This window comes from Zhongshania aliphaticivorans (assembly GCF_001586255.1).
GTDB lineage: Bacteria > Pseudomonadota > Gammaproteobacteria > Pseudomonadales > Spongiibacteraceae > Spongiibacter > Spongiibacter aliphaticivorans.
Genome location: NZ_CP014544.1, coordinates 2,974,300 through 2,999,297, shown reverse-complemented (window position 1 = coordinate 2,999,297; position 24,998 = coordinate 2,974,300). Strand labels below are relative to the sequence as shown.

The window sequence follows — 24,998 nt, the reverse complement described above, 5'->3', positions numbered from 1 at the left end:
GGCGCTATTGCAGTGGTGCGAAAAGATAGGCACAGCGACTTAACAGGCGGCGGCGCAGAGACCATTTTGCGACTTCTCTGGGCAGTAATTGCACGCAGTGCTGTAGGTCCGTAATGAGCATAGCTTCCATTTTTTTGGCAAATTGGCGATCGTGGTTAATAACGCCGATTTCAAAATTAAGACGAAATGAGCGGTTGTCGAGGTTGGCGGTACCCACCACGCTGATATCATCATCTACTAACATTACTTTCTCATGCAAGAAGCCGTCTTGGTAGTAATAGAACTGCACGCCTCTGGCCAAGGTTTCTTTGATCGCGGTATAAGACGATAGTTGTATCATGATTTTATCTGGTTTGGCTGGCAACATAATGCGGACATCCACGCCGCGCATGGCCGCGAGTTGCAGTGCTTGGATGACCGGGGCGTCGGGTACAAAATAGGGGCTGACAATCCACAACCTGCTCGTGGCGTGATTAATCATATTAAGAAAGTAGAGCGCACAGCTTTCCGTGTTATCGGCGGGGCCGGTAGAAAGAATCAATGTGTTGATCTGGGGCTCAGTAGTGGTGCTGGCGCGCAGCTGCCAGTTGAGTTCGGGAAGTGATTCCGTGGCCCAAAGCCAGTCTTCTGCAAACGCGAGTTGCACAGCTTGAACGGCGGGGCCGGTCAGTGCTAGGCCAGTGTCTCGCCAAGGTGTTAACACTGGGTGCATGTGCTGGTATTCATCGCCGATATTCATGCCGCCAATCAAGCAGTAGTTGCCGTCGCAAACCACAATTTTTCGGTGATTTCGAAAATTCAGCTGCAGCCGATTTCCCAAGCCCTTGGTGGTATTGAAAGGGCGAATATCGACACCGCCATTGCGAAGTTTGCGTAAGTAGCTGCCCGGCAATTGTAGGCTGCCAATTTCGTCGTAGATACAGTAGACCGCAACCCCCTCCTGCACTTTGGCGAGCAGTAAATCGGCTAATTTGCCGCCAATGTTGTCGTCGCGAATAGTGTAGAACTCAAGGAGTACATAATGTTTTGCGGCGGCAATCCGGCTTAGTATTTCCGCAAACGCTTGCTCACCATTAATAAGCAAATGGGCCTCATTACCGCAACTAAAGGGCAGGGTAGCGAGTTTTTCTAGGGCAATGAACCGTGGATCATGGCTGCTGTTGGTGGGGAAGTGAGTCAGCTCCGCTGCCAGCTTGGCGGCTATTTTATCTATCTCACTGTGGTCGCTGTTTTTGGCTAGGGCGTAACCGCGAAATTTTCGACGGCCAAAAATCCAGTATAGGGGCACAAACACCCAAGGTAAGCCAAGTAAGACAATAGCCCACGCTACTGCGCCCTGGGCCGTTCGGGATTTAAGAATAGCCTCAAGGGCAGAGAGTACACCTAGAACCATGAATGTGGCGGCAAATAGTGCAGCAATGCTGGTGCTATTACCGCTTAACCAGTGCCAAAACGTTGCGAGGATATCGGCGGGCATCACCTTATTATTGTCTCCTGTGTTGTCGCTTAGTATTGCTGAGTTTAGCGTATTGAGTGTAGCGGTTTCTGTCGACGACGGTTTCAGCTTGTATGGATAGACCCACTGAACGCATAAAAGTGCGCCAACTTGCCATGCGCCGGTGTCGTCTCGATAGACGATGCAGGGCGTGGCAGAAGGAATGCTAAAGTAGGCTTTTGACAGTAATATCGGCCAAAATAGGGCCGAGCGGCAATGATGGAGCGGCAATGACAAAGATCTTTAAACATCCAAAAGATTTACATGCTTGCGTAGGTCAGGAATTAGCCTGCAGTGACTGGCTGGAAATTGACCAGGCGCGCATTAATTTGTTTGCTGACGCAACCGGTGATCACCAATGGATACATGTGGATCCGATAAAAGCAAAAGACGGTCCTTTTGGTAAATGTATTGCTCATGGTTACTTAACGCTGTCGCTAGTGAATTTATTCCTCCCGCAAATTATCGATGTGCAAGGCATTTCAATGGGTGTGAATGTAGGGTGTGAGCGCATTCGCTTCCCAGCGCCAGTGCCTGTTGGCTCGAAGTTGCGGGGGCGGGGTGAGTTGGTGTCAGTAGAAGAAGTCAAAGGTGGCGTACAGTCTGTGGTGCGGGTTACGGTTGAAATTGAAGGCAATGATCGGCCCGCCTGTGTGGTCGATACCATAAGTCGTTATTTCCCCGCCTGAAGTTGTCGAGCTGGGGTGTCGCTGAGGTGATCATTTATGTCAGTGTTTGTTGATGTCTGTGGTTAATGTGTTTTGGGGTGGCTGGCCGTAAAGTAAGGTAATTAAACGCGATTGCTGGAGCGAGCCATGAATACCCTACCTTATGCCTTGATCGACTGTGACAACCACTATTACGAGCCTGATGATTGCTTTAGTCGCTTTATAGAGGCGCGCTTTCGCGAGTCCACGGTGTGGGTAGATCGCCGCCGTGAGGATGGCTTCGGCACCATGATGCTGGGCGCCGAGCGCTTGAATTTCTTCAGCGTCGGGGTGGGCGACTTTGTTGGCCCGCCGGGGGCGATGAAAGCCTTTTTTAAAGGCGACGTTGATACCGGTGGCGCCGTAAACGCCAATGCAATACGAGCGATAGACTGCCCTGAATTTATTGATAAGACGGCCCGTTTGGCCCGCATGGATGAGCAGGGTGTCGAGGCCTGTGTAATGATTCCGACCCTTGGTACTGGGGTTGAGTATCAGCTGCGCAAGCCTGAACACCGCGCGGTAGCGTACCCAAGTATTCGCGCATTTAACCGCTGGGTCGCAGCCGACTGGGGCTGGGGTGGCGACGGTCGGGTATTTGCGACGGCAATGATAAGTTTGATTGACTTGGATCTTGCGCTAATAGAGCTTGAGCGGGTGATTCAAGAGGGTTGCCGTCTGATCCACCTCAATACCGGTCCTATTGATGGGCGCTCGCCGGCCGATCCCTATTTTGACCCTTTTTGGGCGCGAGTACAGGAGGCGGGGGTGGTGATGGCCTATCATATTGGGAGTGGGCCGTTTACTGAGATGTACGCTGCGCCGTGGGGTGAGCCTGCGAATCCGCCATCTCATCGCTTTAGTGCCTTTAACACCTATGTGGGCATGGGCGAGCGCACCGTGGTCGATCAGATTGCGGCGACGATATTTCAAAACTTATTCGGCCGTTTTCCCAAATTGCAGTTCCTCATTGTGGAGTTCGGTGCGGCGTGGTTACCACACTTGCTGAAAACCCTCGATAAAATTTACCGCTTGGGCGACCACAAAACCCGCTTTGCCTTTGGTAAGCCGGACTTGCCGAGTGCGGTATTTAAGCGTCATTTCAAAATTGTGCCCTTCCATGAAGATGACTTTTCACGAATTGCAGCGGCGGCAGGTATTGAGGCGATTGTGAATGGCTCCGACTATCCGCACCCTGAGGGTTTGCAGTGGCCTGTCGAGATGGTGGATGAAATGGAAGGCTTTAATGATGCGCAAATTAGACAGGTAATGCGTGGTAATGCCGCGGCTTTATTGGGGTTGGCGGATTAAGCCTTAGGCTAAGATTATTTGGTTATGAAACGAGAACGGAATAACCTTGTTTAGTCTAGGGTTTTTAGCCCGATTCAGCGGTTTATGTGTTATAACTACCTCAATTAGCGGTTATATTACAATCCGGTAAAATACTTATCGGATTTTTCGCGGTAAATGCGGAGGTAGTCAATGGATTTGACTCATGGCAGTGTACTTTTGGGGGATCGCGAGCTATTGGCGGACGTGCCCATGTATATAAACGCTGGCGGTAATTTTGTACGCTGGGGCGGCTGTCTACACCTAAATAAGCAAATTAGCGAACTGCTTAACGGCAGTGACTACAGTATTCGTCTGCGCGATGGTCGGCTAGGTGATATCCGTATTCGCAAAGTGGTGAATACCAATGGCGCACTTCACGTTGAAATCCTATTTGAAGGCGTGGGCGAGCTTGCGCAAAAATCGTCAGATAGGCAGCAGAGCAGATAGTGTTTGGCCGCTTCTAAGTCCGTCGGTATTTATGACCCTTTTATCTCCCGCTTTCCCTTTACCCGGCCCGTGTTTTTTCACTTGGGTTTAGTGCCTTTTCGCCGGTAAAATCAGTTGCTATTAAGACTCGCGCTATGCGCTTAATTAGGCGATAGTGCGCGTCATTCAGGCGAATATGAGTGGTTTTGCATCGTGTACCAAGGTGAGCGCTTTAATAGTTTTACACATTTAGCAGGGGTGGTTGCCGCGCTAATTGGCAGTCTGTTGCTATTGTGGCCTGCGGTTGTGGCAGGCGACGGGTGGGCGGTGCTGGCTTATGCCATTTATGGCATTTCCTTGCTTGCGCTCTATGGCTTTTCTACCTTGTACCACAGTTGCCGTGGCCCGCGAAAAGCCCTGTTCCGCCAGCTCGACCATTTGGCAATATACTTATTAATTGCGGGCACCTATACGCCGTTTTTACTGGTCAGTTTGCGCGAGAGTGTTGGCTGGTGGATGTTTGGCGTAATTTGGTCGCTGGCAGCCCTCGGCATGATCCTAGAGTGTGTGCCTAAGGCGAGCCGACGCTTTTGGTCAATTGCGGTATACCTGCTCATGGGGTGGCTGGCCTTGTTTTTGATAAAGCCCCTTGGCGCGGTGCTCGCACCCGCCGGATTTAACTTATTGCTTGCCGGTGGACTCGCCTACACCGGCGGTATTGTGTTCTATGTTTTAGATAAAAAAATTGTGCATTTTCATGGTATTTGGCATCTCTTTGTCTTGGCTGGCAGTGTGCTGCACTTTTGTAGTATTTATTATTATGTTGCCTAGTTTTGCTGTTTATCGGGAGTCTAATGTTTCGATTTAAGGTCCTAGCGCTATTTGGTTGTATAAATCTACTATTCATCATGAGCGCGCTGCTTGCGCCAATTAGTTTCGCTGGCCGCGACTACGCTTGGCCTCAAGCGGCGGTATTAATCTTAATTCAAGGCCTGGTTGCCTTGGCAATGCTGTATGCGGCGAGGCAAAAATTTGCGGGGGCCGATATTGCTGATAAGGCATATCCGGCAGTGCTAGTAGCCTATGTGCTTTGGTTGTGTATGATGTGGCGCTGGTTGAGTCTGTAAGTGTGTGGCAGGTACATAATTTAAAGTGAGTGTTTTGAATGTTGTTGTATGAAGTAAGCCCAAGATTTTGTGAAACTGATGCCATGGGGCACATTAATAATACGGTGTTGCCAATGTGGTTTGAGGCTGCGCGCAGCGGGGTATTTGAGATTTTTAACCCCGGCTTAGATCTCGCCAAATGGAATTTAATTCTGCGTAAAATCGATGTCGATTTTTTAGCGCAGACCTATTATGAATACCCCGCACAGGTTCGTACACGCATTGGTCATATTGGTCAGTCTTCGTTTGTGGTTGAGCATGAGTTATGGCAGCGTGATCAAAAGACGGCCACAGGCTCGGCAGTGATGATATTTTTTGATTATAATACCCAGCAGAAGTTAGACATTCCGGCTGATATACGCGCTGAATTACAAAAACTGAGCTGATATTTGCGCTTTAGAGTGGTGGGGTCCGCCGCTTAATGCCAAAAAAGGCCAAAGGTTTCGCGGTAATTGTCGCCTCATGCCGGTATAATGCCGCCTCAACGCCATTGGCTGCGTTCGGCCGAATGGGGTCAAATGTTGCGGCGACTCTTGATTCCTACGGTAGCGATTATGCCCTCAGATACACCCGCGGCAGCGGATACAATTACTTTTGATGATTTAGGCCTTGCGCCCCTTATTTTGGCTGCAGTAAAGGCAGTTGGTTACGAAATTCCCTCGCCAATTCAGGCGGCGACAATCCCCCTTATTCTTGCCGGCAGAGATGTTGTCGGTCAGGCGCAAACTGGCACGGGTAAAACCGCCGCATTTGCCCTGCCTTTGCTGTCGCGTCTTGATGTGAACAGCCGTCGTACCCAGGCGTTGATATTGGCACCGACCCGCGAGCTAGCCATTCAGGTGGCAGAAGCACTGCAAAGCTACGCGTCGCAATTGCCCGGCTTCAATGTACTGCCTATCTACGGCGGTCAGGATTACCGAGGTCAGCTGGCGGCGCTAAAACGCGGCGTACAAGTGGTTGTTGGTACGCCTGGCCGGGTAATGGACCATATGCGTCGCGGCACCTTGAAATTGGATGATTTGACGCATCTGGTTCTCGACGAAGCCGACGAAATGCTGCGCATGGGCTTTATCGACGATGTTGAATGGGTTATGTCGCAAATGCCTGCTAAGCGCCAAATCGCCCTGTTTTCGGCAACCATGCCGTCGGCGATTCGCCGTATTGCAACAACGTATTTGACTAATCCTGAGCAGGTTACTATTCAGACGAAAACCTCGACGGCGATTACTATTCGCCAGCGCTATTGGATGGCGCGGGGCCTGAATAAACTGGATGCATTGACCCGTATTCTGGAAGCCGAACCGTTTGACGGCATGATTATCTTTGTGCGAACCAAATTGGTTACCACTGAGTTGGCTGAAAAGCTTCAGGCTCGTGGCTACGCCGCGGCTGCCTTGAACGGCGATATTGCTCAGGCCCAGCGTGAGCGCACGGTAGAGCAGCTTAAAAATGGCCGCTTGGACATTGTTATTGCGACTGATGTGGCGGCTCGTGGCCTTGACGTTGAGCGTATTAGCCACGTTATTAACTACGATATTCCCCATGACACTGAGGCTTATGTGCACCGTATTGGTCGTACTGGCCGCGCGGGTCGTAGCGGTGATGCAATTTTATTTGTGGCACCGCGCGAAAAACGTATGCTGCAAGCCATTGAGCGCGCCACCCGCCAGTCTATTGAAGAAATGGGCTTGCCCAGTGCTGAGAATATCAATGCCCTGCGTGTTGATCGCTTTATGCAGAAGATCACCGATACCCTTGCCGGTACCGATTTGAGCTTTTTCCGTAAAATGCTGCAGGAATACGTTGCCAAGCATGATGTGTCTGAAATTGACGTTGCCGCTGCGCTCGCTAGCCAGTTGCAAGGTGATAAGCCTTTACTGGTAAAAGACGCGCCGAAAATGATGACAGATCGTCCGCAAAGCCGTGACAAGCCCGGCGGCATCTCGCGCGGGCCAGATACTGGCATGCAGCGCTACCGCATTGAAGTCGGTCGTCAGCACGGTGTGAGTGCCGGTAATATTGTTGGCGCCATCGCTAACGAAGCCAATATCGACAGTGCGAACATCGGCCGTATCTCGATTTACCCTGAGTTCACTACGGTAGATCTTCCGAAAGAAATGCCTGATGACGTGGTGCAGTGTTTACGTACTACTCGGGTCGCAGGTCAACCGCTGAATATCTCCGTGCACGAAGGCGGTGATATGCCTATTGACGACCGTGAGCGCCCGCGCAAGCCGCGTGGTAAGCCCAGCGGTGACAAGGCGGGGCGCAAGCCGGTTAAAGCCAAGCCCAGAGTGTCAAATGCGGCGGCAAAACCAGCAAATGCAAAGCCAAGCTCAGCTAAACCAACGCTGACCGGCACTAGAGAAAAGCGCGGCAAGGTTTAAGCTTTACGCGTAATACCTTAGACTCTTTGGCTACTCTAACCCAGAGCCCAGCCAGAGAGTTTAAGCGTGATTCTTCAGGTTTTTTTCAACTTCCTTTATCTCGGTTGTATTAGCTTTGGTGGCCCTGCGGCACACATTAGCTATTTTCGGCGGGTGTTTGTTGAGCAAAAAGCGTGGCTCAGTGAACAAGATTTTGCCGCTCATCTCGCATTAAGTCAGTTTCTTCCCGGCCCCGCTTCTAGTCAGCTTGGCTTCGCTATTGGCTGCCAGCGCGGCGGCATTGCTGGGGGTATTGCCGCGTTCCTTGGTTTTACCCTACCTTCTTTCTTGCTCATGCTCGGTCTTGCTATATGGCAAACGGATCTGCCTGAAGACAGTTGGGCGCATGGCATTATTAGCGGCTTAAAGCTCTTGGCCGTGGTCGTGGTGGCCGACGCTATTTGGAGTATGGCTGGGCAATTTTGTCGGCAGCTAACAACAATTGTGATTACGCTTATAAGCGCTCTGGTTTTATTGTTTGCGATGAACCCCTTGTGTCAGTTTGCCTTATTGTTAAGCGCGGCACTTTGGATGGCGGCGCGAGGACAGCCCAGCGTTACGCTGGCAAAAGTCACCTTTACACCTTCGGCATTGACCTGTCTTTTGAGCTTTGGCGGTTTATTGCTACTTGGCTTGCTATTCCCGCAGAGCGTGTTTGGTATCTTTTATCAGGCTGGCAGCTTTGTGTTTGGGGGTGGTCATGTTGTGTTACCGCTGTTGGAGTCGTTCATTGGCGACAATGTCAGCAAGGACAGCTTTCTACTTGGCTATGCGGCCGCGCAAGCGGTGCCCGGACCAATGTTTTCTTTTGCGAGCTACCTCGGGGCCACGCTCCGGCCTGATATGGCCTTGGGCGGTGCGCTCATAGCGACATTGGCGGTGTTTCTGCCGGGGTTTCTATTACTGACTGGGGTAAGTGGCGTGTGGCGACAATTGGCTCTGCATGGCCGCGTTGTGGCAGCTATTGCTGGGGTTAACGCTGTTGCAGTGGGAATGTTAGTGGCCGCGTGGGTGAATCCGGTGTTGAGTAATGCACCTAGAGACCCAGTGTCGATACTCCTCGCGATTGGCGGTTTATTTGTACTGCGCAGCAAAAAAATGCCGATTATTTGGATAATAGCGATTTTTTCTGCTTATGGGGCGGTGCGTTTTGTTGCCTATTTCCCTTCTGGGTTGCTGGGCGGCTTGGTCGACTAGACATAAAAAAAGGAGGGCAAAAGCCCTCCTTTAAGTCGTAAGCTATAAAACGCTCATGGCCTTAGACGTGGATACCCTTCAATACCGCCGCCAATGCCATTTGTTCGGTAGACACTTCAGGCGAGGCCGCGTCGCCTTCACCCTTCGCCGCAGACGAGTCAGGGAAGGTGCGGAACACGGTATTCATGGTGATCTCTACCGCTTTCGGCATGATCGCATTGAGCACTTGCGCGGTAATCCCCAAGCCGGTAGCGATACGCTTGGGTCGACGGATAATGGCGTCACAAATCATGTCGGCGGCTTCTTCTGGCGACAAGGTTGGTACCGAGTTGTAGATTGAGGTTGGCCCAATCATCGGGGTTCTTACCAGCGGCATATTGATGGTAGTAAAGGCAATATTGCGATCCGAAAACTCTGCAGCTGCACTGCGCGAGAACGCATCCAGCGCTGACTTCGATGCCGCATAAGCCGAGAACCGCGGAGAGGTGCCGACAATAACCGCAATCGATGAAATATTGATCACGTGACCGGCTTTGCGTTCCAGCATCGATGGTGCCAAGCCCATAATCAGGCGAATAGCGCCAAAGTAATTGAGCTGCATGGTGCGCTCAAAGTCATGGAAGCGGTCAAAGGTTAGCTCTAGCGAGCGGCGAATCGAGCGTCCGGCGTTGTTGACCAGTACATCGACTTGGCCGTGGTTTTCGATCAGGGTGGCAACCAGCTTGTCGCAGGAGGCTAAATCAGAGACGTCGCAGCTATATGCAAAGCTGGTACCGCCTTTTTCAGCAATTTCCTTTTGGGTTTCGTCCAGTTTGTCTACTGAGCGGGCAACCAAAATAACCTTGGCGCCAGCGGCGGCCAATTTCAGTGACGCTGCTTTACCAATACCAGACGACGCGCCAGTAATAACAATGACTTTGTCTTTGACGTTGCCGCGCAACGAGCGATCTTTAAATAGATCAGGATCGAGATTACGCTCCCAGTAGTCCCAAATCTTCGCCGCGTAGTCTTCAAGCGCCGGCGGCTCAATGCCGCTGCCCTTAAGTGCTTTGAGAGTGTCGCGGGTCTCGAAGCGGGTGGGCATATTCATAAAACTAACCGCATCGCGGGGAATGCCGTAGTCGGCCAATACCGCATTGATAATGCGGCGCACTGGCGGTAGGCCTTTTACTAAGTTGAGGATTGACGCGGGAATAAAGGCAAACATCCGCATGTCGATGCGCAGCGCAAAGCGTGGCGCGTGGGCTGCTTTAGAGAAGATGTTGAGCACTTCGCCAACTTGCTGAGACTCTGGGTTCACTAAATGAAAGCAGCGTCCGTCCATGCCGGCCTTGTGTGACAAAAAGTCCATTGCATCGGCGACGTAGTCGACCGGTACAATGTTCATTTGGCCGCCTTCAATACCGATCAGCGGTAGCCACTGGGGTAGGCGATTGCGGAGCTTTTGTAACAGCTTGAAAAAGTAATAAGGTCCGTCGATTTTGTCGATTTCACCGGTTTTAGAGTCGCCGACGACCATTGCCGGACGGTAGATGCGGTAGGGGATTTTGCACTCGCTGCGCACGAGCCCCTCAGAAACGTGCTTGGTACGGAAGTAAGCGTGGTCCAAGCCCCTGGCTTCCTCGAACATATCTTCGCGGAATACACCCCGATACATGCCTGCCGCGGCGATCGAGCTGGCAAGGTGGAAGCATTTGGCGTCCATGGCTTCGGCAGCCGCTATTGCATTTTTGGTACCTTGAATATTGGCAATTTCTTGGCTTTCGGCATCGGCCTTGAGGTCATAGATGGCGGCAAGATGGTAGAACTGCTTAACCGAGCCTTTAAGGGTGGCCATGTCTTTGGCGCTAATACCGAGCTTGGCTTTGGATAAATCGCCGTACACGGCGACCAATCGGTCGCTACTTAGTCCGGTTTTTTGCAGCAGATCTTTGTATTTTTGCTTGGAGCTTCGGCGCACTAAAATATAGATAGTACCCTTGCGCTTGGCGAGCCGTTCAATAAGAAAGCGACCGATAAAGCCGGTTCCGCCGGTAACAAAATAACTCATAGGTGAATCTCCAGGTCTTTTGAAATCAGTACTGCAGTAAATCTATTATTTTTAGTCTAATTTGCCTTGGTGAGGGGATACCGCCTCTTCCAAGTCGTCAAATGCATCGTGAATGTAATCACTGAGAATATCAAGGTTTGGCATCGCTTGGCTGGCAACTAGACCAAATTGTAAACGGCCATCATAACTGTATAGCGTAATATTCAAGTGGTTGCTGGGTGTTAGGGCGCTAAGAGGGTACATTTCTTCGAGTTTGGCGCCTTTTAGGTACAAAGGCTTTGGTGGCCCAGGCACGTTAGACACTAAGGTATTGCCCAGTGGCGGCAGCACGTCGCCTAATTTGAGTGCTTCGCCCACCAGCGAAAGTCCGCCTAATAAAACGGTATAGGCCATCACCGAGGCGGGTGGCACGCCGTCGATCTGGTAGCGGACATTGCGAAGGGTAAAGCCAATCTCGCGCAAGCGCTCATAGGGGTCGGTTGTTTTGCTCGCCAGCTCAACCAAGACTATGCCAATTTTATTGCCAAGGCTGTCATCGCCGCTCTTGCGCAAATTGACGGGCATTTGAATGGTGATGGGCTCATCGATATCGGCATCGCAATCTTGTAAATAGCGATGCAGTGCGCCGTCGATACACGTCAGCGCAATATGGTTTAGGGTCGACCGAGTTTGCTTGCGCAGTTTGGTAACCCGAGTCATGTCGACTGCTGCAGTGGCAATTTGGCGACCAGCGCTTACTTGGCCGGTAAGCGGGGTGTGGGGATTCGCTTTATAGGGAACAGCAACCGCGTTTTTGGTGAGGTTTAGGGTTTCTAGAGCTAGCTGGGCGCTGAGCTTAGAGAGGCCGGCAATGGCTTTGATATAGTCTCCTGAGCGGCCGCCGAGCTGGCTTAAGACCTTCATGATCGAGATGCTGTCGGCGGTGTGCTGCAGGCGTTTTTGGGGTAATACGGACCAGATCGGCGTAACTGACTTGGTGCGCGCCGATTTGCTCAGGCTATTGACCAGCCATGAGGACATGGTAACGCCGTCCGCGTAGGCGTGGTGGAGTTTGGTGTAGATCGCAAAGCGTTGGTCATCGATGCCTTGAAATACATGCATTTCCCACATTGGGCGGCTTTTGTCGAGACGAATACTGTGTAGCTCGCTCACCTCGGCATACAGGCTGTCGCGGAAATCGTTGCCACTAAGAGTGTGGAAAAAAACGTGGTTTTCAATATTGAACTGATTATCGACTTGCCACTGCGGCGCGCTAAAACGGCTAAATTTTATGATCTGGTTAAAGGGGGCGCGAATTTCGTTAATATTACCCGCATACTCGGCAACAACTTGCTCAACGTAATTGGCGGCCGCTTTGGCTGGTTTGCGAAACATTAATAAGCCGCCCACATGCTTCGGGCTTGCGTCGGTTTCGGTTAGGAAAAAAGCTAGATCCATCACTGAAAGTTTTGCCATACGGTATTCACACCCTGTGTTTACAAAAATTATATAGTTATATGCTTTAAATTATAGCCTTAACTTATTGCGCTGCCCGCTATTTAATTTGAATACGCTACTAGTCTATGTCCTAATGTTTTTCTTAGCTATTGCCGCTTTTTCGCGGGCAAAATATTTTAGGTCAATTCGCGGCGGACATGATTTTCTAAAGCTAACTCACAATAGGGCTATTTAACAGCGTGGGTGAGGTGTTTGGGTGAATAGTGGGGATAATAAAAAATGATAAAGGCCCTGCTAGGCCAAATTAAGCGCTGGTATGCTATTCCGTATTTATTCATGTGCATAATAGTGACCTTACAAAGCGCATCGTATCACCTCAGTGCCAATGCCTTTAGCTGGTCGTGGCTGGGGGTGAGTGTCGCCATAGCGCCCTTGGTGCTGTTTATGGCAATTGTCTACTTTTTGCCCTGGTCTGGTATCAGTAACTATATTGCGGTTCCTATCGTAGCGGCCTTGCTTGGTGCGGTTTTGGCGATTATTGAAATGCGCCTGCTGCCGACGTTTTATACTTTATTTTTTGGTCTTGGTGGCGTGCTGATCTATATTTTTTGGTACTCTGACTTAGACCGACGAGATAATCCGGCCCTTAAAATTGGCGCAAAACTACCTGAATTTACGGTTCAATCCATCGCGGGTGAAGAGCTTCATTCATCTGCATTTCTCGGACGTAAAACACTCTACATCTTTTATCGCGGCAATTGGTGTCCGGTTTGCCACGCGCAAATTCAGGCCCTGGCTGAGGAATATCAAGAAATTCAGCGTCGTGGGGTTGCGGTGGTCTTAATTAGCCCACAATCACCGAAAAAGAGCGCTGAGTTGGCTGAGCAGCTAAATATCGCAATGCAGGTTTGCGTTGATAAAGATAATCGCGCCGCAAAACGTTTGGGCATCGTTCACCAATATGGCGTGCCACTTGGGGTATGGGGTTACGGTGGTGATACGGTGTTGCCGACTACTTTGATTGTTGATGAAAATGGCAGCATTGTATACGCCGATTTAACCGACAATTTTAGGGTCAGACCAAGAGTACAAACATTGATAAACGCCCTCGACGGCGTGTGGTAATTCAGTATGAGTTCAGAAATAAGTGCGGCGGCAACTGCCGTAATCGTTCGAGATGGCGAGGCGGGTATTGAGACCTTACTGCTGCGTCGCCACAGTCAATTGAAAGTGAGTGGAGGGCACTGGGTGTTTCCCGGTGGCCGAATAGATCCCGAAGACTACCGGGGAGGCAATGACGATGAGCAGGCTGCTCGTGTTGCGGCGCTTCGTGAAACACAAGAAGAATCGGGCTTGGTGCTCAATCCAGATTCCCTCGTATTCTTGTCTCATTGGACTACCCCGCCAACCATGGGGCGACGGTTTGCGACGTGGTTTTATCTTGCGGTGGTGAATCACGACTTACCTGAGGTACTTGTTGATGGCGAGGAAATGGACGCTTATTGCTGGGCAAGCCCAGGCGAATTTTTAGCGCAGCATCGGCGCGGTGAGCTCGCCTTATTGCCACCGACGGTAGTGACCCTCGACGAATTGCATCGCTGCGCTAGCGCAGCTGAGGCGCAACGGTTTTATGGTGAGCGGCCAGTGCCCTTTATTGCCCCGCGGATGTCGAAGCACAACGACGTTATATGTATGCTTTACGGAGGGGATGCCGGCTACGATGCGATTGATCCTTCTGCGCAGGGTGCTAAAAACCGTTGTTACTTAGAATCCGGGGCTTGGCGTTACGACTTTTGTGAGGCCTAGCGCTGGGCGAGTACTAGATCCGAATCGAGCGGGAGTGTGGCATCAAAACGTCGCCATTTTTTGATTACTTTATTGGCATATTTTAATGTGCCTACCGAACCGTTGTAGCGGGCGAGGGCGCGGCTAACATTGCCATCTTCGCGATCCAGATAGCGCTTGAAGATCTTACAGCCGTAACGAATATTGGTTTCAGTCTGATATAGATTGTCACTTGAATGACCCAGTACATCTCGCCAGAACGGCATTACCTGCATTAAACCCCGGGCGCCAACTCTTGATGTGGCACGGCTATTGAAACTGCTCTCGGTCTCAATGATCGCGAGTACCAGCCCCGGCGGGAGCTGATTGCCTAGGGCGTGTTTGTGCGCCAATGCCAAGATACGGAGGCGTTGCGCGGGATCGCGCACATAGTGTCTAGTCATTTTAGACATCTCGGCTATCCACATATGGCCATCATTGTGATCGTTGAAAGACGGTGTTCTTATTACGGTCTCGTAGGCGAGGCTGGCTTCAATTGGGCCGCGCAGTGAATAACTGCTTTCGGCAAAGGAATATTGAGAAACCCATAAACAAGAAAGTAAAACTGCGATTTTGGCGGTGAGGCGAACAGGCATAAAAATCCTAGGCTAGGAACATCCTGTTCGCATTTATATTATGTAGCTCTGGGCTGATGGTGGCCCATGTATGCGCTTGCCCCGCTAACAGGGGCTTCAAGTCATTGAATTAAATTAGGTTTACGCTTCAGCTTAACTCATTTTGAGCTTTATGAGAACTAGCGGTCTGCATTAGGCGCGCGGCCAAAATTAACTGCGAGGGATTTTTTGGCCTCAGGTGTTTAATCAATACGGCCGTAGCAATCTACTATTTCTTTGTTGGAGTACCTTTTATGAATACGAAATTAATCTTGTGTGCCGCATTGCTGGGCGTCTCTAGCGCGGCTGTTCAGGCTGGTGACGGTCCTGGTCGTCATCACAATCCTGACCTGAATCGCGACGGTGTTGTTACTACAGCTGAAATGCTGGAACATCGCCAAGGCATGTTTAAAAAAATGGACTTAAATGGTGATGGTTTTGTGACCGAGGCCGAAGCGGCGGAGATGCGAGCGCAGATGGAGGCAAAGCGACAAAAAATGCACGAGGAGAAGGCCAAGGCGCGTTTTACCAAGACCGATAGCAATGGCGACGGTATGATCTCTGCCGACGAGTTTTCTCGCGAGGCAGGGCAAAAAATTGAACTGCTGGATGCTAACGGTGATGGCGAGGTCAGTCGCCGTGAAATGCGGTCGGCTATGCGCGAAAAGCGGGAGAGTTAAGTTGCTCAATCATTGTGCTGTCACAGATTCTCGCTGAATGCTGATCGACGACAGTGAGTTAATGCGCCGGCTTGCCGGTGGCGATCAGCAAGCATTTGCTAGCTTGCTTAGTCGACACAGCAAGCTGGTGCTTAATGTTTTGTATCGGATTGTATTGTCTCGTGACGACGCCGAAGATCTCTGCCAAGAGGTCTTTGAACGGTTGTGGCGGCATGCCCCTCAGTGGCGTGACGAAGCTAAATTAACAACGTGGCTGTATCGCGTGGCAAATAATTTGGCGATTAATTTTCGGCAGCGGGTGCAACAGCGCTACGTGCTTAACGAAGATTTACTTATGGCTGAGTGTGATGCCGCGAGCCTCGATGCCGAAGTCAGTGCGCCTCTGCTGGGGATGGGCGATGATACTTTATTGCGCGCCTTAGCTAGCCTGCCTGCCAATTACCGGGCGGTGCTGGCATTTCGGTTTTATCGCGATTTAGCGGTAAAAGACATCGCTGAAATTATGGGGATATCCGCCAAGGCCGTCGAATCGCAGTTGGGGCGGGCCAAAGCGCAGTTAAAGCAAAATTTGGGAGGTGGCGAGTGAATATAATGCAAAAGTTCTTGGCCAATACGCTGCGGAATTTTGGCAGTAACCGCAATACATGGCCTCGCTGGCGACAATTTTTGCTTAGTATATGCACCGCGCTTAGCGATGCTTGCCGACAAGATTGGCAGGCCGCGCAGAGTAAAGTGAATGCCGCAGACACCGCGCTGGCCCAGACGTATATTGATGGCGTAGCGGAGCTGGCTGTCAGCAGTGCAATGGCGCGGCGCCTGCACAAAATTACTGCGCAGCCCCAGTGCCGTGCCGAATTAGCATCCGAGCCGGGTGTAATGAAGACAAAGATGCCTTTTTGGCAAATCGGCTTTGCCTCGGCGATGGCATCTGCCGTATTAGGGGTAGCACTGGGCGCGGGTGGTTACGTGGCTGAGTTAAGCGATTTTGATGCCGCCTACCTGGAGACCTCAATGACATATGAAGTGAGTGACTGGCTTGCGGGAGATATCCAATGACATCTAAGCGAGGAATTTTATTTGCCTTGTTAACATCACTGATTGTGAACGGCGCACTGATTGGTTTGTTTGTTGGCCATCGCATGGCGGGGGAAGATCGCCGCGCCATGCACGGCATGACTCGGCAACTGCTGCGCGATGAACCCAGCGAATTTGCCGAGCCAATGCGCAATGCGATGGAGGCCCACCGCAGTGAAATGCGCAATGCGTTCCGGCAAATACGCAGTGCGCGGCGGGATATGTTTAAAATATTAAAAATGCCAGAGGTCACTACCGACGAGTTAAATCAAGCGCTAGCGCGAATCCGCGAAGCTGAGATGAACTTGAAAAAAGTCAGCCATCAGGTGCTGGCGGAAGTCTTGCCGCAGATGCCCGTTGAGCAGCGTCTGCACTTTGCCAAAGCGGACATGATGCGGCGTCATGGCGGCGATGCCCATGGTGGTGAGCGCCCTAAAGCTGGACGATTATAGTACTTACAATCCCGAGTTAGACGGGTTTGAGGGAGCGCATCGCAATGGCTGTTACTAATTTTGAGCATAAAAAAGCCCCGCAGCTATTTTCAGCTGCGGGGCTTTTTAGTTTGTGGGGCGACGGTGTTATGCACCAAACCAAGATTGGCCGCAAACTCGCACGGTATTGCCACTAACACCACGCGAAGCTGGATTGCCAAAGAAGGCGATGGTTTCAGCGACGTCGACCGGTAAGCCGCCTTGGGAAAGTGAGTTCAGGCGGCGGCCAAACATACGGGTAAATAGGGGTATAGCCGCAGTCATCGCGGTTTCGATGAAGCCCGGTGCCACGGCGTTTACTGTAATGTTGCGGGCCGCGAGCTCGTCTGATTTGGCCATAAAATCGACATAGCCAATAACACCGGCTTTCGATGCGGCGTAGTTGGTTTGGCCACGCTGGCCACCAATGCCGTTCATTGAGGAAACACCGACGATGCTGCCGCCGTCATTTAATGCGCCACTGCTTAGCAGCTCGTTGGTGATGCGCTGGGCGGCCGCGAGGTTAATGTCTAAGGTCATTTGCCAGAACTGTTCCGACATATTGGCAATAGTTTTGTCGCGGGTAACACCGGCATTGTGCACGACAATGTCGGCACCGCCTGCCTTTATGAGGGCAGCGGCGATTTTTGCGGGCGCGTCACTGCTGGTAATGTCGGCAATCACGGGCTGACCATTGAGGCGACTCATCACTTTCGCCAATTCGCTTTCCATTTGTACCACGTCTACGCCGACAACAGTGGCGCCGTCGCGCGCTAGGGTTTCGGCAATGGCTGCACCTATGCCCCGCGATGCGCCGGTAACCAAGGCGATTTTTCCTGCCAATGGCTTGTGCCAATCGGCGGTTTCATTGACTGCTGCGCTGCGTACTTTGATGACCTGGCCACTGATGTAAGCAGATTTGGGTGAAAGGATAAAACGCAGGCTGCTGTCGAGATTGGCTTCAGCGCCCTCAGCAACAGTAATTAGCTGGGCGGTTGCACCCTTGCTGCCCACTTCTTTGGCCAGTGAGCGACTCAAACCTTCTAAGGCGCGCTGAGTGGCAGCCGCCTCAGGGGTGGCGCAATCCATATGCGGGCGACCAAGAATAACAATGCGACCGCTGGGCCGTAATTTGCGAATATTGGCGTTGAAAAAGCGGTAGGCTTGTATCAGTTGCAGGCTATCGGTGAGGCCGCTGCCGTCAAAAACCAGCGCTTGATAGCGTTCAGCGACGGTGGTTTCAACGGCGGCGCTGGCTTGGGCTGCGCACTCGGTAGTGAGGGCAAGACTTGCGTCGCTGTCTCGCAGATTGCGCAGGGTGGCATCGACCAACTGGGCGTTGTTGCCCGCGCCAAAGAGTAGGGCGCCAGAGAAAAAGCTGCGCTGCTCAGCGTGGTAGCGTAATAAGTCGGTGGGCACGGTTACGCCGAGGGCGCCCATGATTTTTTTGCCAGCGCTGGAATTGATCAGGTTTTCGATTTTGTCGCTCATACCGTGTGCTCCGCTGCCCCGGAGGGCGATAGTCTAAATTCGGTTTACTTTGCCGAGGCTGAGGGCTATTTTTTAGTGATGCAGGCTCGGCGATCGCAAGCAGATTAATGCTGTTGGGGGGCATTGTAACGGCTCATCAAGGCAACAGGATTGACAGCGGCGCGCTCGGGAGCCGTCGCTTCAGCCAATGCCGCGGGAATCAAGCTTGTTACACTGCGCGCAGTTTAGGGTATATCCAATATTGCTACATAAAACACTGAGGTCCAGATATGACACAGGCTATTAAGCGCGTTGCTATTATCGGTGGTAACCGAATTCCTTTTACCCGCTCCAATACCGCTTATTTTGGCGTCAGCAATCAGGCAATGCTCACTGCGGCGATTGAAGGTTTGGTGCAGCGCTATAATTTGCAGGGCGAATGCTTGGGCGAAGTGGCCGCCGGCGCAGTAATGAAACACAGCAGAGACTTCAACTTAACTCGGGAATCGGTGTTGGGCACGTCGCTGCACGCCAATACACCGTGTTTTGATATTCAGCAGGCCTGTGGTACTGGCTTGCAGGCTATTAATTTGGTCGCTAATAAAATCGCCCTTGGACAGATTGACGCAGGCATTGCCGGTGGTGTTGATACTACTTCTGACGCGCCCATTGGCGTTAGCGAGGGGCTGCGCAAAATTTTGCTACAAGTAAATAAAGCCCGCTCCTTTGGCGATCGTGTTAAGCCCTTTTTGCAGTTGCGCCCTAAAGACGTGGGTGTATTGATTCCTGCTAATGCGGAGCCGCGCACGCGCTTATCGATGGGTGGTCACACTGAAATTACCGCCAAAGCTTGGCAGATTCCCCGCGATCAACAAGATGAATTGGCGGCATTGAGTCACCAGAATTTAGCGGCTGCCTATGATCGTGGTTTCTTTAATGACCTTATTACGCCCTTCAATGGCGTGAACAAGGACAATATTCTGCGCCCAGACACCACCGCAGAAAAACTTGCGGGCTTAAAACCGGCCTTTGATAAAGAAAGTGGTCAGGGCACGTTAACGGCAGGTAATTCGTCTACCTTAACCGATGGCGCTTCAGTGGTGTTATTGGCTAGTGAAGAATGGGCCAAAGCACATAATTTACCTGTGCGTGCTTACTTGAGCTTTGTCGAGACCGCTGCGGTGGATTTCTTTGGCAAAGACGGCGCCAGTGAGAAAGAAGGTTTGTTGTTAGCGCCCGCTTACGCAGTGCCGCGGATGTTGGCCAAAGCGGGATTGAGCTTGCAGGATTTTGATTACTACGAAATTCATGAAGCCTTTGCCGCACAGGTACTGGCCACCATGAAGGCTTGGGAAGACGAGTCTTTCTGTAAAGACAAGCTTGGGCTGGATCGCGCGCTTGGCAGTATTGACCGCAGTAAACTGAATGTGAACGGTAGCTCACTGGCGGCGGGACACCCCTTTGCGGCAACCGGTGGTCGTATTGTTGCTACCTTAGCAAAAATGCTTGAAGAAAAGGGCAGTGGTCGTGGCTTGATTTCGATCTGTGCGGCTGGCGGTCAGGGCGTGACGGCGATCATAGAGCGTTAATTTTTCGGCTAAATCGAACTGCTGTTACGAGACGGCCCGCTAATGCATTAGCGGGCCTTTTTTTATTTTCCGTAACTCGCACAATCACCTTGCTCGTAGCCCATGACCTTGTCATCTGCGCAGGCACTACAGGCATTGCCATAAGTTTGGTGGCGCTGCGATGGGCAGGGCGTGGTAATACAGCGAATGCCCGTGTCGACGTGGCCGCACACAGGTCTGTATTCGCGGGTGCACATTTGCGGACGAGGCGTTTCGCAACTCTTAAAACCCTCAACCACAGGCGCTTCAGGTTTGGCTTGGGAGCTAGTGCAAGCGCTGAGGACACCCATTGCTAATATGAATAAAAGGTTCAGTTTGGCGGCGCGTAAAAATGGCTGTGACGGCATTGCTTGACCTGTTGGTTTGCATGGTTAAAAAGTATTAGCTGCATCAAGGGAACCTTGCCCATCAAAAGCTATCATAGTAAGCAGCTATCGTATCTATGGTAATTTAAAATTTTAGATATGCATACGCATTTGCTAGTCTGACACCAAGACTCACAAATTAACAGGAGCACATATCATGAAAAATATTGATATTGGAATTAGCGAAGCGAATCGTGAAGAAATTGCCGGGAGCCTTAAAGCGCTATTGGCTGATTCCTACACCTTATACCTGCAAACCCACAATTTTCATTGGAATGTGACGGGGCCGCGCTTCCGTGATCTCCACCTCATGTTTGAAGAACATTACACCGAATTGGCCGTGGCAGTGGATGATATTGCTGAACGTATTCGCACCTTAGATGTGGCGGCGCCGGGCACTTATAAGGAGTTTGCGCGTTTAAGTTCAATAGAAGAGGTTGATGGCGTACCGTCTGCAGAGGATATGGTAGATACGCTTACCCGTGGCCATGAACAGGTGGTAAAAACCTGTAGAGCAGCGCTAAAAGTGGCTCAGCAGGGCGATGACGAGTCGACGGCCGCATTGGTTTCTGATCGTATGCGCATACACGAGAAAACAGCGTGGATGCTGCGCGCCATCAATAAGTGATGTCAATATTGCGCGCGCCACATCGTTTGGCGTGCGCGGTCGGATTCGATTGGTCTAGAGCGCTGCGCTGCTAGGATGGCTGTTTTGAGTAGGCAGCGCTACTGTTATTGCTGCGCTTTACGCTGTACATTTTGTGATCGGCAACCTTAAGTAAACTCTCGCAATCTTTGCCATGCTTTGGGTAGATTGCGTAACCGATACTGGCCGATATTTGGTAGGTGATGTCTTCCAGTGTGAGTGGTTTAGCTAAGGCTTCTGAGTAAGATAAAATCTTTGTTTTAATCACCTCGCTATCGCCGAGTCCTGGCAATAACATGCTGAATTCGTCACCACCGAGGCGGGCAATAATATCGCTAGCTCTGCTCTGTGCACGCAAACGTTTGGCAAACTCCATTAAGATCATGTCGCCGTAGTGATGGCCCAGGGTGTCATTAATATTTTTAAATTCGTTTAAGTCAAAATACAGCACGCAGAACGATGTGTTATTTATGCTTGCGTCGAAAATAGCTCGTTCTATTTCATTGATGAAATGACGCCGATTAGCGAGCCCTGTAAGACTGTCATGGTGCGCTAAGTGTATGAATTTACTGTGTTCACTCTCAAAGAGCGCGCGCAAGCGACGAGTTGATATATCGTAGTATACGGTAATGAAAATGATAAACGTGCTAGCGGTAAAAATGCCGACAAATTCCGCTAAAACTTCAGTTTCCGGGGCAATTGCATTTGCAAAAACTATCCCAGCCTTAGCTGCAATATAAAAAGCAGTGCTAAATACAAAGATGATAAAGCTCCAGATTATACCTGCACGTGCGCCAATACTGAGAGTGGCGAGTGCGGGCATAATGATGGCGCAGGGAACCATTGGTGAATAGATGCCGCCGGTATTTAGCACTATATACAATAAGCCAAAGCTTAGGGTGGTAATAAAAAGGTTTAGGGCCAAAATTTGGCGGCCAGTAAAGCGAAGCGTGAATAGCGCGCTCACGATACCTAATATGGCTGTTAGTGAAAACACGGTGAGTAGCTGCCGGCTTTCAATTTCTATGTCAAAGCCTAACTGGCTTATTAGAACGACGGCAGTAATATATAGAAGCGTTCCCCACAGCACACTAACGACAAAGCGGTTGCGGTGCCGTTGGTAATTGCTTGTGTCAGGCGTCTGCGGCAGCCAGGGTTCAATAAGGTAGCTACGGAAAAGGTTAGGGATTTTTTGCATCTCGAGTTTTCTCAAGGTAGATACGCATAGTGGACATTCCATTGATCACTACACCAAAAAATCTTAGGTGTTACGTAGCGAGCGGCCATCATAATCAAAAATGAGGGTTGTCGCTACCTTGGGCCTGTAGCCGGGTTTGCTACGCGACTATTAGGCTTTAGAGCGCAATGTATCCCTAATGTCGGTATTTTGACCGCGCTTGACCTGATACATTTTTTGGTCCGCGACCTGAAGCAACGTTTCATAGTCAGTGCCATGCTCAGGATAGCATGCATAGCCAATACTCGCGGATATCTTGTATGGGGTGTTGTCTATGAGCAGCGGAGTGTCGAGCATTTGCGAGTAGTGATGTATTTTTTGCTTAATTGCTTCCGCGTCATTGAGGCCGGGTAGAATAATGCAGAATTCATCGCCGCCGAGACGGGCAATAAGATCGCTGCTGCGATTGAGTTTGCGCAGTCGCAAAGCGAATTCCAACAACACTTGATCGCCGCTGTGATGGCCGAGATTGTCGTTAATTTTTTTGAAGTTGTTCAAATCAAAATACAAGACACAGAATGTGCCTTTATTGATTCTAGCGTTGGCGATTGCGGTCTCGATTTCATTTATGAAATAACGGCGATTAGCCAGGCCAGTAAGGCTGTCTCGGTGAGCTAGTTTAATAAATTTATGGTGTTCGGCGTTAAATAGTTCGTTAAGTTTTCTAGATGAAACTTCAAAATAAATGATAATAAATAGGGTCATTGCTGTCCCATAAATATTCACATCAAGCATAGTTGCGGATGAATGTTGTTGTCGATTGGCTCCGGTGGATCACCTCTTAGCAAAGGCAGCAACTCTCTGCGCTCAAATAAATTGAGCTGCAAAAGGCGAATCATTTGCTGCAGGCTGCGATCAATTTGGCTACTGAACTTAATCCAAGCCAGCAGTAGATAGGCGCACATAGCAATCCAAATCTGGGTCATGACCGCGTTCTTGGACGTGCCGACAAAGGATTTGATTTTCAGGTTTTGCTTGATGCATTTGAAGAACAATTCAATTTTCCAGCGGGATTTGTAGATATCAGCAATGGTCTTGGCGGCAAGATGGAAGTTGTTGGTCAGAAACACATAGTGCTTGCCGGTTTCAGCATCACGGAAGCCGATCCGGCGCAAAGGAATTGGGCAAGTCTTTGCCTTTGCCCCGGTGATCAGTATGGTCTGATCACATGTCAGGCCTTTGGATTTAATGACCTCGCGGCGTTCGATAATACGGTACGTGGCATTACGTTTTTGTCGAGTAACGAAAAATATTCCTTTGTCATTCAGGGCCTTAAACCATGTGTAATCGGTATAGGCACGATCCATTACCACAATGCTATCAGCAGGGAATTCAAGGACGCGACCGACAGTGACATCGTGCTTTTTGCCATCGCTAATGCTGACAAAGCTGGGAAGTAGTCCGTCATGATCTAGGCCAATATGCACTTTTACTGCTCCTTTGGCACGACGGAATTTTGCCCAAGGGAACACGGAAAGACACAGGTCAATAGTTGTGGAATCGAGAGAATACAGTTTGTTCCCAAAGCGAAATCCATGTTTGGGCGCGACGCCTTGGCAGCGAGAAAGCAGTTTATGAAACAGCGCTTCGTAAAGCGTATAGGGCTGACTTTCATTCACGCGGGAAAGAGTGCTTCTCGACACATTACCGGTACCGAGGTGGTAAAGCCTGGCCGCTTGGGCAGACAGATTGCTGACGATATCGCGTAAGCTGGATCGGCCAGAAAATTGCGCCAAACTCAGCGCGACGAACTGAGACCAGCGCGACATTTTGCGCAGTTTTTGACCCTCGTGATGCTGTTTGGCGAGATTCTCAAATTCATGTCTCGATACGAGTTTTAACAATTGAGAAAATACCGTGTTATGATGTGCCAAGGCTTGAATCTCCCTGTTTTTACAGTGTTTGGTCGCACATCCATTGTAACAACTTGTTGGGATTCAAGCCCTTTTTATGTCAGATTTATGGGACAGCAATGAAATAGGGTTAATGAAGCCGCGGTTAATAAACTTGAAAATTCGGCTACTGCCATATTTTCTGGGGAAATAATATTGGTAAAAGCATAGCCGTAATTTGCTGTAACGAATAGGAGTGTGCCTGCGATGATTACAATAAGGCCCCAAATAGCACCGGCTAAAGCACCAATGCTAAGGCTTGCCAGGGCGGGTATGGCAACAACGCAGGGGTTGACTGGCGAGTGGATTCCGCCAGTTTGCAAGCTAACTAAAATTAACCCTGCGCTGAGGGTGGCAATGAAGATATTGAGCGCCGCAATTCGTTGGCCGCCAAAGCGAATGGTGAATAATGCGAGTAATATACCGCTAATGAGAATACTCGAGAAGCGGATAATCAGTACTTTTCCCTGCGGCTGCAACGGCAAGAATAAGTGGCTAATGACAATGAGTACGCAGGTGTATGTAAAGGTACTTAATAATACGCTAATAACAAATCGATTCGAGGATTTCTGGTAATCCGACTGATTAGGTGTATTTGGTAGCCACGATTGAATAATAGGTTTTGTTAGCCGTGCTATTACGTCCATGTATTACAATCCGTTGTGATCGACGATGATTGTGCCGGCGCGCTGATATTATTATGTGTCTGCGGCGTACATTTGGGTCTAATGAACTCAATAATATCGCTTTGTGTTGGCAGATCATAGTCTGTGGGCCTACGTCATTGGGGTGGTGTTTTTTGAAAAAAGACCCTAAATCCTTTGGCGGCGTATATCGAATCGCGCTTTAGCCATCTAGACCG

26 protein-coding genes are annotated in these 24,998 nt (G+C 50.4%); 16 read left to right on the top strand and 10 right to left on the bottom strand.

Translation table 11 applies throughout. The features are described 5' to 3' along the window. Positions 1-4 precede the first annotated feature (4 nt). Positions 5-1,477, bottom strand: a complete 1,473-nt coding sequence (gene cls, locus AZF00_RS13280; RefSeq protein ID WP_008248585.1) for a cardiolipin synthase — start codon at positions 1,475-1,477, stop codon at positions 5-7. A 248-nt stretch (positions 1,478-1,725) separates the two neighbouring features. Here cls and AZF00_RS13275 point away from each other — a divergent pair, with 248 nt between their 5' ends. The 8 genes from AZF00_RS13275 to chrA all read left to right on the top strand — a co-directional run bounded on the left by AZF00_RS13275 (position 1,726) and on the right by chrA (position 8,749). Then, positions 1,726-2,184 carry a MaoC family dehydratase gene (locus tag AZF00_RS13275; protein WP_008248587.1) on the top strand — a complete coding sequence of 153 codons (459 nt, stop codon included), beginning with the start codon at positions 1,726-1,728 and terminating at the stop codon, positions 2,182-2,184. Between the two features lie 126 nt (positions 2,185-2,310). Further along, on the top strand, positions 2,311-3,513 hold the full coding sequence (locus tag AZF00_RS13270) for an amidohydrolase family protein (RefSeq protein WP_008248588.1): 1,203 nt from the start codon (positions 2,311-2,313) through the stop codon (positions 3,511-3,513). 171 nt (positions 3,514-3,684) lie between these two features. After that, positions 3,685-3,981, top strand: a complete 297-nt coding sequence (locus AZF00_RS13265) for a hypothetical protein (RefSeq protein ID WP_008248589.1) — start codon at positions 3,685-3,687, stop codon at positions 3,979-3,981. A gap of 192 nt (positions 3,982-4,173) precedes the next feature. Next, positions 4,174-4,791, top strand: a complete 618-nt coding sequence (trhA, locus tag AZF00_RS13260) for a PAQR family membrane homeostasis protein TrhA (RefSeq protein WP_008248590.1) — start codon at positions 4,174-4,176, stop codon at positions 4,789-4,791. A gap of 23 nt (positions 4,792-4,814) precedes the next feature. After that, on the top strand, positions 4,815-5,087 hold the full coding sequence (locus AZF00_RS13255; RefSeq protein WP_008248591.1) for a hypothetical protein: 273 nt from the start codon (positions 4,815-4,817) through the stop codon (positions 5,085-5,087). Between the two features lie 38 nt (positions 5,088-5,125). Further along, complete coding sequence (locus tag AZF00_RS13250; protein ID WP_008248592.1) at positions 5,126-5,512, top strand: acyl-CoA thioesterase; 387 nt, start codon at positions 5,126-5,128, stop codon at positions 5,510-5,512. A 132-nt stretch (positions 5,513-5,644) separates the two neighbouring features. Next, the gene (locus AZF00_RS13245) at positions 5,645-7,513 is read left to right on the top strand and encodes a DEAD/DEAH box helicase (RefSeq protein ID WP_081482657.1); all 1,869 of its coding nucleotides are present in this window, start codon (positions 5,645-5,647) and stop codon (positions 7,511-7,513) included. A gap of 66 nt (positions 7,514-7,579) precedes the next feature. Next, complete coding sequence (chrA, locus tag AZF00_RS13240; protein WP_008248595.1) at positions 7,580-8,749, top strand: chromate efflux transporter; 1,170 nt, start codon at positions 7,580-7,582, stop codon at positions 8,747-8,749. A 61-nt stretch (positions 8,750-8,810) separates the two neighbouring features. Here chrA and AZF00_RS13235 read toward each other — a convergent pair whose 3' ends face one another. Both AZF00_RS13235 and AZF00_RS13230 read right to left on the bottom strand, forming a co-directional pair. Beyond that, positions 8,811-10,799, bottom strand: a complete 1,989-nt coding sequence (locus tag AZF00_RS13235; RefSeq protein ID WP_008248597.1) for an SDR family oxidoreductase — start codon at positions 10,797-10,799, stop codon at positions 8,811-8,813. A gap of 51 nt (positions 10,800-10,850) precedes the next feature. After that, positions 10,851-12,254 carry a wax ester/triacylglycerol synthase family O-acyltransferase gene (locus AZF00_RS13230; protein WP_008248600.1) on the bottom strand — a complete coding sequence of 468 codons (1,404 nt, stop codon included), beginning with the start codon at positions 12,252-12,254 and terminating at the stop codon, positions 10,851-10,853. A 261-nt stretch (positions 12,255-12,515) separates the two neighbouring features. Between AZF00_RS13230 and AZF00_RS13225 the strand changes: the two genes are divergently transcribed. Beyond that, positions 12,516-13,361: a peroxiredoxin family protein gene (locus AZF00_RS13225; protein ID WP_008248601.1), complete on the top strand. Its 846-nt coding sequence runs from the start codon at positions 12,516-12,518 to the stop codon at positions 13,359-13,361. Positions 13,362-13,367: 6 nt separating this feature from the next. After that, positions 13,368-14,042, top strand: coding sequence for an NUDIX hydrolase (locus tag AZF00_RS13220; protein ID WP_008248602.1), 675 nt, complete (start codon positions 13,368-13,370; stop codon positions 14,040-14,042). Here AZF00_RS13220 and AZF00_RS13215 read toward each other — a convergent pair. Further along, positions 14,039-14,656 (bottom strand): lytic transglycosylase domain-containing protein, encoded by a 618-nt coding sequence (locus AZF00_RS13215; RefSeq protein WP_008248603.1) that lies wholly within the window; start codon positions 14,654-14,656, stop codon positions 14,039-14,041. The two genes, AZF00_RS13220 and AZF00_RS13215, sit on opposite strands and share 4 nt — an antisense overlap. 272 nt (positions 14,657-14,928) lie before the next feature. Here AZF00_RS13215 and AZF00_RS13210 point away from each other — a divergent pair, with 272 nt between their 5' ends. From AZF00_RS13210 to AZF00_RS13195, 4 genes are read left to right on the top strand one after another with little or no spacing between them, the layout of a single operon-like run. Further along, complete coding sequence (locus tag AZF00_RS13210) at positions 14,929-15,354, top strand: EF-hand domain-containing protein (protein ID WP_008248604.1); 426 nt, start codon at positions 14,929-14,931, stop codon at positions 15,352-15,354. A 37-nt stretch (positions 15,355-15,391) separates the two neighbouring features. Continuing rightward, on the top strand, positions 15,392-15,940 hold the full coding sequence (locus tag AZF00_RS13205) for an RNA polymerase sigma factor (RefSeq protein WP_008248605.1): 549 nt from the start codon (positions 15,392-15,394) through the stop codon (positions 15,938-15,940). Beyond that, complete coding sequence (locus tag AZF00_RS13200) at positions 15,937-16,410, top strand: hypothetical protein (RefSeq protein WP_008248606.1); 474 nt, start codon at positions 15,937-15,939, stop codon at positions 16,408-16,410. The genes AZF00_RS13205 and AZF00_RS13200 overlap by 4 nt, the downstream gene beginning before the upstream one ends. Further along, the gene (locus AZF00_RS13195; protein WP_008248607.1) at positions 16,407-16,880 is read left to right on the top strand and encodes a periplasmic heavy metal sensor; all 474 of its coding nucleotides are present in this window, start codon (positions 16,407-16,409) and stop codon (positions 16,878-16,880) included. The genes AZF00_RS13200 and AZF00_RS13195 overlap by 4 nt, the downstream gene beginning before the upstream one ends. A gap of 126 nt (positions 16,881-17,006) precedes the next feature. Here the strand turns inward: AZF00_RS13195 and AZF00_RS13190 are convergent, their stop codons facing one another. Beyond that, entirely contained in the window at positions 17,007-18,389 is a 1,383-nt protein-coding gene (locus AZF00_RS13190) for a 3-oxoacyl-ACP reductase (RefSeq protein WP_008248609.1), read from the bottom strand. Positions 18,390-18,658: 269 nt separating this feature from the next. Here AZF00_RS13190 and AZF00_RS13185 point away from each other — a divergent pair, with 269 nt between their 5' ends. After that, on the top strand, positions 18,659-19,957 hold the full coding sequence (locus AZF00_RS13185; RefSeq protein WP_008248611.1) for an acetyl-CoA C-acetyltransferase: 1,299 nt from the start codon (positions 18,659-18,661) through the stop codon (positions 19,955-19,957). A gap of 62 nt (positions 19,958-20,019) precedes the next feature. On the opposite strand, the gene AZF00_RS13180 is transcribed toward AZF00_RS13185, so the two are convergent. Next, positions 20,020-20,343, bottom strand: a complete 324-nt coding sequence (locus AZF00_RS13180) for a hypothetical protein (RefSeq protein WP_008248613.1) — start codon at positions 20,341-20,343, stop codon at positions 20,020-20,022. A 175-nt stretch (positions 20,344-20,518) separates the two neighbouring features. Between AZF00_RS13180 and AZF00_RS13175 the strand changes: the two genes are divergently transcribed. Beyond that, the gene (locus tag AZF00_RS13175; RefSeq protein WP_008248615.1) at positions 20,519-20,989 is read left to right on the top strand and encodes a Dps family protein; all 471 of its coding nucleotides are present in this window, start codon (positions 20,519-20,521) and stop codon (positions 20,987-20,989) included. A gap of 70 nt (positions 20,990-21,059) precedes the next feature. On the opposite strand, the gene AZF00_RS13170 is transcribed toward AZF00_RS13175, so the two are convergent. The 4 genes from AZF00_RS13170 to AZF00_RS13155 all read right to left on the bottom strand — a co-directional run bounded on the left by AZF00_RS13170 (position 21,060) and on the right by AZF00_RS13155 (position 24,783). Further along, positions 21,060-22,205: a diguanylate cyclase gene (locus AZF00_RS13170; RefSeq protein ID WP_008248618.1), complete on the bottom strand. Its 1,146-nt coding sequence runs from the start codon at positions 22,203-22,205 to the stop codon at positions 21,060-21,062. 150 nt (positions 22,206-22,355) lie between these two features. Continuing rightward, complete coding sequence (locus tag AZF00_RS13165; RefSeq protein ID WP_197465657.1) at positions 22,356-22,949, bottom strand: GGDEF domain-containing protein; 594 nt, start codon at positions 22,947-22,949, stop codon at positions 22,356-22,358. A 17-nt stretch (positions 22,950-22,966) separates the two neighbouring features. Further along, positions 22,967-24,118, bottom strand: coding sequence for an IS4 family transposase (locus AZF00_RS13160; RefSeq protein WP_062383042.1), 1,152 nt, complete (start codon positions 24,116-24,118; stop codon positions 22,967-22,969). 74 nt (positions 24,119-24,192) lie between these two features. Continuing rightward, positions 24,193-24,783 (bottom strand): hypothetical protein, encoded by a 591-nt coding sequence (locus AZF00_RS13155; protein WP_062383902.1) that lies wholly within the window; start codon positions 24,781-24,783, stop codon positions 24,193-24,195. Positions 24,784-24,998 lie beyond the last annotated feature (215 nt).